This is a genomic window from Peptoniphilus indolicus ATCC 29427 (assembly GCF_000227315.1).
Taxonomy (GTDB): domain Bacteria; phylum Bacillota; class Clostridia; order Tissierellales; family Peptoniphilaceae; genus Peptoniphilus; species Peptoniphilus indolicus.
On the sequence record NZ_JH165066.1, the window covers coordinates 2,392 to 13,097 of the forward strand.

At 30.4% G+C, this 10,706-nt stretch carries 14 protein-coding genes and 2 pseudogenes; all 16 read right to left on the reverse strand.

Annotation, left to right across the window (positions count from 1 at the left end):
• A pseudogene (locus HMPREF9129_RS11145) lies at nt 1–112 on the reverse strand (ATP-binding protein); the annotation flags it as partial.
• A 15-nt stretch (nt 113–127) separates the two neighbouring features.
• Nucleotides 128–1,104, reverse strand: a pseudogene (locus HMPREF9129_RS12910) (IS30 family transposase).
• Between the two features lie 190 nt (nt 1,105–1,294).
• Nucleotides 1,295–1,837, reverse strand: coding sequence for a rubrerythrin family protein (locus HMPREF9129_RS08950; protein WP_004822752.1), 543 nt, complete (start codon nt 1,835–1,837; stop codon nt 1,295–1,297).
• Between the two features lie 190 nt (nt 1,838–2,027).
• On the reverse strand, nt 2,028–3,092 hold the full coding sequence (prfA, locus tag HMPREF9129_RS08955; protein ID WP_004822753.1) for a peptide chain release factor 1: 1,065 nt from the start codon (nt 3,090–3,092) through the stop codon (nt 2,028–2,030).
• Nucleotides 3,067–3,918 carry a peptide chain release factor N(5)-glutamine methyltransferase gene (prmC, locus tag HMPREF9129_RS08960; protein WP_004822755.1) on the reverse strand — a complete coding sequence of 284 codons (852 nt, stop codon included), beginning with the start codon at nt 3,916–3,918 and terminating at the stop codon, nt 3,067–3,069. The genes prfA and prmC overlap by 26 nt, the downstream gene beginning before the upstream one ends.
• Nucleotides 3,909–4,388, reverse strand: coding sequence for a DUF1385 domain-containing protein (locus HMPREF9129_RS12515; protein ID WP_004822756.1), 480 nt, complete (start codon nt 4,386–4,388; stop codon nt 3,909–3,911). Before HMPREF9129_RS12515 ends, prmC begins: the two co-directional genes overlap by 10 nt.
• A 34-nt stretch (nt 4,389–4,422) precedes the next feature.
• Nucleotides 4,423–4,809, reverse strand: coding sequence for a DUF1385 domain-containing protein (locus HMPREF9129_RS12520; RefSeq protein ID WP_004822759.1), 387 nt, complete (start codon nt 4,807–4,809; stop codon nt 4,423–4,425).
• A 47-nt stretch (nt 4,810–4,856) separates the two neighbouring features.
• A complete protein-coding gene (gene rpmE, locus HMPREF9129_RS08970) occupies nt 4,857–5,057 on the reverse strand; it encodes a 50S ribosomal protein L31 (protein WP_004822760.1) in 201 nt (66 codons plus the stop codon).
• A gap of 12 nt (nt 5,058–5,069) precedes the next feature.
• Nucleotides 5,070–5,513 (reverse strand): DUF4342 domain-containing protein, encoded by a 444-nt coding sequence (locus HMPREF9129_RS08975; protein WP_004822761.1) that lies wholly within the window; start codon nt 5,511–5,513, stop codon nt 5,070–5,072.
• Between the two features lie 53 nt (nt 5,514–5,566).
• The gene (locus HMPREF9129_RS08980) at nt 5,567–6,217 is read right to left on the reverse strand and encodes a potassium channel family protein (RefSeq protein ID WP_004822763.1); all 651 of its coding nucleotides are present in this window, start codon (nt 6,215–6,217) and stop codon (nt 5,567–5,569) included.
• Between the two features lie 8 nt (nt 6,218–6,225).
• Nucleotides 6,226–7,581, reverse strand: a complete 1,356-nt coding sequence (locus HMPREF9129_RS08985) for a TrkH family potassium uptake protein (RefSeq protein ID WP_040553012.1) — start codon at nt 7,579–7,581, stop codon at nt 6,226–6,228.
• 22 nt (nt 7,582–7,603) lie between these two features.
• Nucleotides 7,604–7,954, reverse strand: a complete 351-nt coding sequence (gene rplT, locus HMPREF9129_RS08990) for a 50S ribosomal protein L20 (protein ID WP_004822765.1) — start codon at nt 7,952–7,954, stop codon at nt 7,604–7,606.
• Nucleotides 7,955–7,967: 13 nt separating this feature from the next.
• Nucleotides 7,968–8,159, reverse strand: a complete 192-nt coding sequence (rpmI, locus tag HMPREF9129_RS08995; protein WP_004822767.1) for a 50S ribosomal protein L35 — start codon at nt 8,157–8,159, stop codon at nt 7,968–7,970.
• 13 nt (nt 8,160–8,172) lie between these two features.
• Nucleotides 8,173–8,706, reverse strand: coding sequence for a translation initiation factor IF-3 (gene infC, locus HMPREF9129_RS09000; RefSeq protein ID WP_004822770.1), 534 nt, complete (start codon nt 8,704–8,706; stop codon nt 8,173–8,175).
• A 164-nt stretch (nt 8,707–8,870) separates the two neighbouring features.
• Nucleotides 8,871–9,482, reverse strand: coding sequence for a uridine kinase (gene udk / locus HMPREF9129_RS09005; RefSeq protein ID WP_004822772.1), 612 nt, complete (start codon nt 9,480–9,482; stop codon nt 8,871–8,873).
• A complete protein-coding gene (locus tag HMPREF9129_RS09010; protein ID WP_040553014.1) occupies nt 9,479–10,699 on the reverse strand; it encodes a peptidase U32 family protein in 1,221 nt (406 codons plus the stop codon). Before HMPREF9129_RS09010 ends, udk begins: the two co-directional genes overlap by 4 nt.
• Nucleotides 10,700–10,706: the final 7 nt, after the last annotated feature.

The following is a 10,706-nucleotide window of genomic DNA, read 5'->3' on the forward strand; positions in this document are numbered from 1 at the left end:
TCGATGTTGCTAAATGAGTTTTTCCAACTCCGCTATTTCCAAGAAATATTATATTTTCATTATTTTCTAAAAACTTTAATGAACAAAGCATTTTTATTTGATTTTCATTTATTTCTTGCTTAAATTGTCAAATCAAGTGCAACTCTGTTGAATGATATACTTCATAAAGAGTTTTCCAATTCAAGCATTTGCGAGGTAGTAAGTTAATTTATTGCACCTTAGATTCAACGTACTCATCTGTTTGATCGATATCTTTTATTTTAGGAAAATATTCTCTTAATAAACCATTGGTGTTTACATTAGTTCCTCTTTGCCAAGGATGATGTGGAAAGGGGAAATAAAATTTGACCAAATGTAGTTCTTTATTAATCTGTAGATGTTTTGAAAACTCTTTTCCTCTATCTGGAGTTATATTTTCTACGGAGTGATCTTTTAGTAGTTCAATCATCGCATTCTTCACTTCTGTAGATTTTTTCTCTGAAATCTTCTTGCAAAGCAAGTATCTACTTTTTCTATCTGTTAGGGTAACTAAACATGCTTTTCCTACTTGTCCTAATACAGTATCAGCTTCCCAATCTCTTAGACGTCCTCTGTTATTAGTTATCTGAGGTCTATATGTAATTAAATTACTAATGACAATTTTACCTCTTCTCTCTTCATAATTTTTTGTATGGCGACTTTTTCCTCTGTGCCTAAGTTTACGTATAGCTCCTCTATTTGTCCCGATTCATCAAATAAACCATTATAGATTCCTCTATAAATTGTGTTATAGCTGATTGTGTATGAAAAACCTTCCATTTTTAATCGTGCAGAAATTTGTTTAGGAGACCACTGATGGTTTAGAAAAAGATTTTTCACGCATGTTAATAGAACAGGATTATCTAACTTTTTCTTAGGCTTGCAGCTATGTTTTCTATGGTGATAAAGAGAATGGGCATCACAAGGAAAATATTCTCCATTAAAACTATTTCTTTTTAGCTCTCTAGAAATTGAAGATTTATTTCGTCGTAATAGTACCGCTATTTCAGACTGATTTTTTCCAATATCCAAATAATGTTTTATAATTTCTCGTTCTTTTAGTGTAAAATGATTATAGTGATTCATAGTTTCTCCTGATTTTTTATTTCTGTTTTCAAATACTATTTTATCAGATAACTATGAATCATTTTTTGTTGCACTTAGATTATAAATTCAAGACAAAAATATCTGTTAGAGATTTACTCCCCAACAGATATTTTAGAGCTTTTAAAAAAGAGTGTAGAACTTCTATACTCAAACCCTTAGTTAATATTAATTAATATTCTACGAAAATAGAACCTTTTGCTCCACAAAGAGGGCACTTTTCTACATTTTCAAATCCGATGTATCCACAAACTGGGCAAAGTAATACTTTTTCTACATCAAGATCTTTTCCAACTTCAACAGCTTCAATTGCTGTTTGATATCTTTCTGCGTGTATTTTTTCAGCTTCAATTGCGAATCTCATTGCTTTAACTGCTTCTTTTTCTTCTTGCATTTCAGCAACAGCTATATACGCTGGATACATTTGAGTATATTCAAATACTTCTCCACCTTTAGCCCCTTCAAGGTTTTCTTTAAGTGTACCAATTCCAAATCCAGCCATAGAAGTTACAGGAAAATCTCCAGCTACATCTCTAAGAGCATTGAAATGCAATGTAGCATGTACTTGTTCAGCATCAGAAGTAGCTTCAAAAAGTCTAGCTATGTTTTCAAAACCCTCTTTTTTAGCTAAGTTACCCCAGATTCTATATCTCATGTGGGCTTGGCTTTCTCCACCAAAAGCTGATCTTAAATTATCACTTGTCATATGATTCATAATTTTACCTCCTATTTACAGTTGTTCATTCATACACATTTATTATATATTCAAATAGTCTAAAATTCTACATTTTTATTATAACTTAGAGTTTATTTAAAATTTTCTATCTATAGAAAAAAGATGTCTTAATTATAAAACATCTTTTTAAATTAAAATATGTTTATATAGATTGCTATATTGAGCTAAATTATGCTTTATTTATATTTGCAGCTTGTTCGGCACTTGTTAAAGCATCTATTATCTCGTCAATATCACCATCTACTATCTGGTCTATCTTATGCAATGTTAAAGAAATTCTATGGTCTGTTACTCTACCTTGAGGATAATTATATGTTCTGATTCTTTCGGATCTATCACCTGTTCCTATTTGAGCACTTCTTTGATCTGACAATTCACCTTGTTGTTCTCTCATTTTTAAATCATATAATTTTGTTTTTAAAACCTTTAGTGCTTTTTCTTTATTCTTTAACTGACTCTTTTCATCTTGACAACTGATTACTAAACCCGTTGGAATATGAGTAAGTCTAACTGCAGAGTCTGTAGTGTTTACACATTGTCCTCCATTACCTGAAGCTCTAAACACATCAAATTTTATTTCTGTTGGATCTATTTCAACTTCTACATCCTCAACTTCTGGAAGTACCGCAACAGTAGCTGTAGAAGTGTGAATTCTTCCGGATGATTCTGTTTCAGGAACTCTTTGAACCCTATGAACTCCTGATTCATATTTTAACCTTGAATATGCTCCCTTACCTATTATCATAAAGACAACTTCTTTATATCCACCAATACCTATTTCATTAGTATTCATGATATCTGTTTTCCAACCTTGTCTTTCTGCATATCTGACATATTGTCTATAGAGTACTCCTGCAAATAAAGCTGCTTCATCACCTCCTGCTCCGGCCCTAATTTCCATGATTACATTTTTGTTATCATTAGGGTCCTTTGGTATCAATAATATACGAAGTTCTTCTTCAACTCCCTCAAGCTTATCTTCTGCATCTTTTAACTCTTCTTTTACTAAATCTCTAAGTTCATCTTCTATGTTATCACGTAACATATCTTTATTGTCTTTTATAGTTTTAACTAGAGTTTTATATTCTCTATATTTATTTACAATTGGTTCAATTTCTGCATGTTCAATGGCTGTTTTTTGATACTTTTTAGAATCACTTATTATGTTAACATCCATTAAATCTTGCTCTAAACTTTTAAATTTTTCCTCAAAAGCTTCTAAATTTTCGTACATCTATATCTCCCTTTGTAGCTATTACAACTCTATCATGTCCGGACAAATCTTTTAAAACCAGTGTATTATAATCTCCTAATAAATTTGTAATGTCCTTTGCTTGCTCATAACCAATCTCTAAAATTAAAAAACCTTGTTTTGTTAAGTATTTATCCAAATCTTTAATTATTCTTCTATAAATACTTAATCCATCGCAACCACCATCTAATGCCAATATAGGTTCACGTTGAACTTCTATTTGTAATTTTTCTATTTCCCTTGTTGGTATATATGGAGGATTAGAATAAATAATATCATATTTATCAGTTACATTTTGATAAATATCACTTTTAAACACTTTTATATTTTCACAATTATATTTTCGTACATTTTTTAAAGTATTTTCAATTGCATAGTCAGAAATATCTATACTATCTATTTTAACATAATTACGTTCCAAAGCTATACTTATAGAAACACAACCTGTTCCACATCCAATTTCTAAGACTCTATCATTTTTCTTTATAGCTTTTAAAATTGTTTCAACACTAATTTCAGTATCGTATCTTGGAATTAAAACATTTTTATCAACTACAAAATCATGTTTATAGAAAAACTGATGTCCTAATATATACTGTAGAGGTTCTCCATTTTTTCTTCTATTTAAAATTTCAAAAATCTTTTTTTCATCGTCTGAGTTTACTTCAATATCATCATGTACAGTAATGTATGATTCTTCAAGGTTTAACACTTCAGAAATAATCATTTTTATTTCTCTATTTACATCAGCATATTGACTATCTAGATAATATTCTTTTCCTAATTTAAAAATTTCACTTATTTCCATAAATCACTTTCTCCATCTGTTGGAAGAACTGCTTTTAAACTAGTTACAGCAACTTCTATCATATCCTCTGAAGGTTCTCTAACTGTTGCTATTTGTTGAATCTTTAACCCAGGTATCCTTATTATTTTGCAAATTCCAGAATCACTTTTCCCTATGTATCTATTAACCTCATATGCTATACCAGCTATAAGTGGCATCGCTAAAATTCTTGTCAATATTCTCACAATAGGATTAGGCCATCCAAAGAAAGACAAAACTATTATGCTTATAATCATAACCATAAATAAAAAACTGGTTCCACATCTTGGATGTTCTATGGGATATTTTTTAACATTTTCTACAGTAAGTTCTTCTCCAGATTCATAACAATGAATTGATTTATGCTCACTTCCATGATATTCAAATACCCTTTTTATATCATCTAATTTGGAAATATATTTAATATAAATAAAAAATATGAGTAATCTCAATATTCCTTCAAATAGATTTAAAGCAATTGAAGACTTAAAAAAAATCTTTTAGAAATCCAGCCGCTACTGATGGAATCACCATAAATATCCCCACAGCTAATAACATAGAAACTGCAACTGTTGTAAATACCTCTAAATTATTATTCTTATTATTTTCTTCTTCATCCCAAAAAGATGCAGAAAACATTAAGGCGTTAACACCTACTATCATTGCATCTATCAATTTATAAGCGCCTCTTAAGATAGGTAATTTTAATATTTTATATTTTTCTGAGAGATCTTTAGCCTTTTCTACTTTAAGTTCTATATCTCCCGTAGGTTTTCTAACTGCTACAGCTATTTTAGACGGACCTCTCATCATAACTCCCTCTATAAGAGCCTGCCCACCTATGGTTGTCTTAAATGCTGTTTTAGTGTTCATATTTATCTCCTATTTATAAAAAATGGTTAGCTTTTGCTAACCATTTTTTATTTTTGTCTATATTTTTTGTTGAATTTTTCTATACGTCCACCGTGTTCAGCAGTTTTTTGCTTACCTGTGAAGAATGGGTGACATGCAGAACAAATTTCAACTTTTAAATCTTCTTTTACAGAACCTGTTTTGAATGTGTTTCCACAAGCACAAGTAACTGTCACTTCTTTGTATTCCGGTTGAATGTCTTTTTGCATTTTTACTTCTCCTTACTTATTTTTCATATTTAATATATATTCTTTAATATTAATCTCTTCCTTATCAGCTGTAACAATTTTAAAATCATAATCAGCTATAAGTCCTGAGCCCATCCCTATAAATGTAGCAATTGGAGCTAAAATTGCTCCTAATGATGCTGCAGTAAGAGAAATATTAATCACTGTTTCGCCATCTTTTTCAACTAAAATTTTTGTTGCATTTGTAGTGTTCCAAATATCTTTTATAGCTCTTTTAATGTCTTCAAATTTAATATCCTCAAATTTAAAGAATTCATCTTTTTCTTTTTCATTATATTTGTAATTACTTACAGAAGCTCTTATGATTTCAACTGCTTTTTCAACATCTCCATCTGAATCAAGTAAAGCATTTTTAACTACTTGATACTCAGCTCCAGTAACATTCATTACATAGTCTACTTTTTCTATAGTTATCATGAAATTTACCTCCTTATTTAGGAAACTACTTTAATTATACACTTAGTTTCAAGCTAAGACTTTTTCTCAACCATCTTTATATCTTCATCTTTACCCACAATGATTAAAATATCATCATTTTTAAGAACTGTATCTGGTGCTGGGTTTACTTCAACTTCACCATTTTTTTCAATTCCCAATATTGTAATTTTGAATTTATTTCTAATCTCCAAATCTTCAATAGTTTTATCCCACCACGATGGCAGTGCTCTAATTTCAGCTATTGATAATTCTTGTGAAATTTGTATATAATCAAGCAAATTTTTTGAGGTTAAATTATATGCAACTCTAGACCCCATGTCTTTTTCAGGATAAACAACTTCATCTACCCCAACCTTTAGTAAAATTGTGCCTTGTCTTACAGTATTAGCTTTAGCTATTATCAAAGGTATTCCAGCCTCTTGAGCTACAATTGATGACATTATTGCCGCTTCAAAATTTTCACCTATTGCAATAACAGCTCCATCAAAATTTTTTAATCCCAAATTTTCAGTTGCATTTTCATCCATCATATCTACTTGCATAGCTGTGGTAACTTTATCTGCAACAGATTGTACTCTGTCAAAATTTGAATCTACAGCCAAAACATCATATCCTAACTCAGAAAGAGTTATTGCTACCGTAGATCCAAATCTACCTAAACCAAAAATTACATATGATTTCATAAATCCTCCTAGCCAACAACTATATCACCTTCTGCATATTTATAAAGTATAGTTTTTCTACTTTTCATAATTGCAACAGCTAAAGTTGCAGGACCTACTCTACCTAAATACATTGAAACTGTAATAATAATTTTTGATGCCGTAGATAGTTCTGGAGTTATACCCCTTGAAATGCCAACTGTTGCAAAAGCCGAAATGCTCTCAAATAGTACATCTAATAAATTAAATTTATCTATTTCTACTATTGTTATTAGTAGCGTAGTTATTATTACTGCTCCTAAATAAATTACAGTTATTGCTATTGCTTTTGAGACTGTATCTCTTGGTATAGTTCTCTTTAAGAAAACTACATCTCTTTCTCCCTTACAAACAGATATTGTAGTAGCTAAAATAACTCCAAAAGTCGTTGTTTTTAATCCACCTGCTGTAGAAGCTGGTGAACCTCCTATAAACATCAAAATCATTAATATAACTGCTGTAGAATAGTGAACTGAAGCCATATCTACAGAGTTAAAACCAGCCGTTCTAGATATTGTCGATTGAAAAAACGATATAAGCCATTTTTCAGTTCCAACATAATTGGCTAATGTACCTTTATTTTCAATTAAATAAAACAATATTGTACCTATTACCAAAAGTATTGAGGTTACAATCAAAACCATTTTTGTATGAAGACTAGTATGTTTAATACTCTTTTTTCTTAATATATCTCTAAAAACTGTAAATCCTAACCCTCCTAATATAATTAAGATTGATATGGTAAGATTTAATATCAAATCGGTTGGATAACTCATAAGAGAACTACCTATTATATCAAATCCAGCATTACAAAAAGCAGATATTGAATGAAATACGGAAAAGGCAATGCCTTTTTCCATACCATAAATAGGTATAAATCTTATGGATAAAACAATAGCTCCAACTAATTCTATAAATAAACTTATCTTTATTACAGATTTAGTAAGTTTTACTAGTCCTGTTAATGTATCTTGATTCAACTGCTCTTTAATTAAAATTCTCTCTTTCAAGCCAATTTTAAAATTAAATAACATTGCTATTAGTGAAAATAACACCATTGTACCCATTCCACCAATTTGTATTAGGACTAATATTACAACCTTACCCATAACTGAAAAATACGATGCTGTGTTAACAACAATAAGTCCTGTTACACAAGTTGCTGAGCTGGCTGTAAAAAGAGCATTTACAAATCCAATTCGCTCTCCCGATATACTTGCCTCAGGCATGTTTAAAAGCACTGCACCAAATAATATTACAAATAAGAAACTTAATCCTATAATCATTGGTGGATTATGAAATAACCTATACATTAAAGAATGGAACTTTGAATTTAAAATATTCACTTCAAGACACGCTTTTCTTTAATTATTCACCTTTTGCAACTTTTACAAGTTCTGCAAAGCCATTTGGATCATTAATCGCCATTTCTGATAGCATTTTTCTGTTTACTTCTATATTTGCATTCTTAAGTCCTGAAATAAATTTAGAATAGCTCATTCCATTTAATCTTGCAGCAGCATTTATTCTAGCAATCCATAATTTTCTGAAATCTCTTTTTCTTTGCTTTCTACCAGCAAACGCATAGTTAAGTGATTTCATAACTGCTTGATTAGCAGGTCTGAATAACTTTGATTTTGCTCCGAAATATCCTTTAGCTTGTTTTAAAATCTTTTTATGCTTTTTTTTAGCGTTAACCGCTCTCTTAATTCTAGCCATCTATATTTACCTCCTATGGAATCATGTGATCAATTCTTCTTTGATCACCTTTGCTAACTGTTTGTGATTTTCTAAGACTTCTAACTCTTTTAGCTGTTTTCTTTCCAGTTAAATGCCCTTTGTATGCTGTGTATCTTTTTATCTTTCCTGAGCCGGTTCTCTTGAATCTCTTTGCTGATGCTCTATGAGTTTTCATTTTTCCCATAAGTATAATCCTCCTAATTTTCTTCTTTATTTGGAGCTAAAAACATGATCATGTTTCTACCTTCCAATTTAGGTTTTTTATCCACAGTTCCACTTTCTGAAACCATTTCAACAAATCTGTCTAAAACTTCTTTTCCAATTTCAGTATGTCCCATTTCTCTTCCTCTGAATCGAACTGCGACTTTTACTCTATCCCCATTTGATAGAAATTTTTTAGCATGCTTTACTTTAGTCTCTAAATCATGTTTTTCAATATTTGGAGTTAATCTAACTTCTTTTATATTTATTACACGTTGTTTCTTTTTAGAGTCTCTTTCTTTCTTTATCATTTCATACTTATATTTTCCGTAATCCATGATACGGCATACTGGTGGTTTAGAGTTAGGCGAGACATTGACTAAGTCAAGTTTCTTTTCAAAAGCCATATCTAAAGCCCTACTTCTAGGAACGACTCCAACTTGATTACCTTCGTCATCAACTAATCTAACTTCCTTATCTCTAATCTCTTCATTAATTTGAAGTTCTTTAATACTAGCACCTCCATGCAAAAATTTACAATAAAAAAGCGGGCATAGAAACCCGCAAGAATACAAAATCAATTCTTAAACAACCTCAAAACTTTAAGTCGTAAGGTGAGAAGCGGACTTCTACTTAAACAATACTGATATTATACTTTATATTCAATAACTTGTCAAATTAAATTATTCTTCATCTAAGAATTTTTTATTTTAGAGTATATAAGATCTATTGCAACTTTATTGTATCCACCTTCAGGGATTATTATATCAGCGTATCTCTTAGATGGCTCTACAAACTGAAGATGTGCAGACCTTACTGTTGACATATACTGTAATATTACAGAATCTAAACTTCTACCTCTCTCTTTCATATCTCTTAAAATTCTTCTTATAATTCTAACATCACTATCTGTATCAACAAAAACTTTTATATCCAATAAATCTCTTATTTCTTTTTCACTTAAAATAAGTATTCCCTCTAAAATTATTACCTCTTTAGGCACAACTTTTTCAGTTATCTTTTTTCTATTGTGAACTTCATAGTCGTAAATTGGCTTTTCTATACTCTTTTTGTTTTTTAACTTAGTTAAATGTTCAATTAAAAGATCATGGTCAAAAGCAAAAGGATGGTCATAATTAGTCTTGACTCTTTGTTCAAATGGCAAATTTGATTGATCTTTATAATAACTATCTTCTTCTATTACAGTTACTCTTTCAGTATCAAGCATTGACACTAATTCATTTGTTACAGTGCTCTTTCCAGAACCTGAGCCACCTGCTATACCTATAATAATTGGTTCTCTCATATCTCTTTCCTCAATAAATACCCTGGCTTAACATCTTTGTCAAGCTTTAAATAAAAAATCTGTTTAGCTTTATTTGCCACTTCTATTTCATTTCCCTTTTCATCTGTCATATATTCTAATTTTTGAGTAAAGTGTTTAACAGATGGTCCGAATATTTCTACAGATTCTCCTTTAAAGATTCTATTTCTTTGTTCTATCTTTGCAAGTTTAGTATCTTTATCATATTCTAAAACTATTCCAACAAAATCATACCCTCTAATATATGAATTATCGGTATAGACTTGAGAATCTTCATTTGCCTTCCCATAAAAAAATCCAGTAGTAAAATCCCTATGGCTTACTTTCTTAATCTCATCTAACAGCGAAGAATCAAATTTATAATTTTCAGGGTCTTCATAATAAGCATCTATAGCCATTCTATAACTTCTTATTACTGTTGCTAAATAATATTCACTCTTTACTCTACCTTCAATTTTTAAGCTAGCTACTCCAGATTCTATTAAATCATCTATGTGTTCTATCATAGATAAATCCTTTGAATTTAGAATAAATGAACCTTCTTCATGCTCTTCTATAGGGAAATATTCTCCCGGTCTTTTTTCTTCAACTAAATAATATTTGTACCTACAAGCTTGAGAACAATCACCTTGGTTTGCATCTCTACCAGTCATATAATTAGAAAGCAAACACCTCCCAGAATAAGACATACACATCGCACCATGAGCAAAAGTTTCTATTTCTATCTTATTTCCTACTTCATTTACAATTTTTCTAACTTCTTTCAAAGATAATTCCCTAGCCAATACAACTCTTTCAGCGCCCATTTTAGCCCAAAAATTAACTGTAGATGAATTAGTTACAGAACCTTGTGTAGATATGTGAATAGGTAAATTTGTTGCTTCTTTTATTCTCATAAACATACCTGGATCAGAAACTATAACTGCATCTACTCCTATTTTTTCCAGTTGTTTCGCATATTCTTCCACCCCAACTATATCATCTTCATGAGGTATTATATTCATAGTTACATGAACTTTTTTTCCTCTTTCATGAGCATATTCAACACCCTTTTTTATATTTTCTATAGAGAAATTCTTCGAAGCTTTTCTAAGCCCAAAGCTTTCTCCACCTAAATAAACAGCATCCGCACCATAATCTATTGCAGTATAAAGTTTATTTAAATCTCCTGCCGGTGCCAGTAATTCTATTTTTTCCAAACTTTTC

Excerpts from the sequence above, each read along its gene's own strand:
- HMPREF9129_RS08950 (WP_004822752.1), bottom strand. The coding sequence starts at position 1,837 with ATGAATCATATGACAAGTGATAATTTAAGATCAGCTTTTGGTGGAGAA.
- prfA (WP_004822753.1), bottom strand. The coding sequence starts at position 3,092 with ATGTACGAAAATTTAGAAGCTTTTGAGGAAAAATTTAAAAGTTTAGAG.
- prmC (WP_004822755.1), bottom strand. The coding sequence starts at position 3,918 with ATGGAAATAAGTGAAATTTTTAAATTAGGAAAAGAATATTATCTAGAT.
- HMPREF9129_RS12520 (WP_004822759.1), bottom strand. The coding sequence starts at position 4,809 with ATGAACACTAAAACAGCATTTAAGACAACCATAGGTGGGCAGGCTCTT.
- rpmE (WP_004822760.1), bottom strand. The coding sequence starts at position 5,057 with ATGCAAAAAGACATTCAACCGGAATACAAAGAAGTGACAGTTACTTGT.
- HMPREF9129_RS08975 (WP_004822761.1), bottom strand. The coding sequence starts at position 5,513 with ATGATAACTATAGAAAAAGTAGACTATGTAATGAATGTTACTGGAGCT.
- HMPREF9129_RS08980 (WP_004822763.1), bottom strand. The coding sequence starts at position 6,217 with ATGAAATCATATGTAATTTTTGGTTTAGGTAGATTTGGATCTACGGTA.
- rplT (WP_004822765.1), bottom strand. The coding sequence starts at position 7,954 with ATGGCTAGAATTAAGAGAGCGGTTAACGCTAAAAAAAAGCATAAAAAG.
- rpmI (WP_004822767.1), bottom strand. The coding sequence starts at position 8,159 with ATGGGAAAAATGAAAACTCATAGAGCATCAGCAAAGAGATTCAAGAGA.
- udk (WP_004822772.1), bottom strand. The coding sequence starts at position 9,482 with ATGAGAGAACCAATTATTATAGGTATAGCAGGTGGCTCAGGTTCTGGA.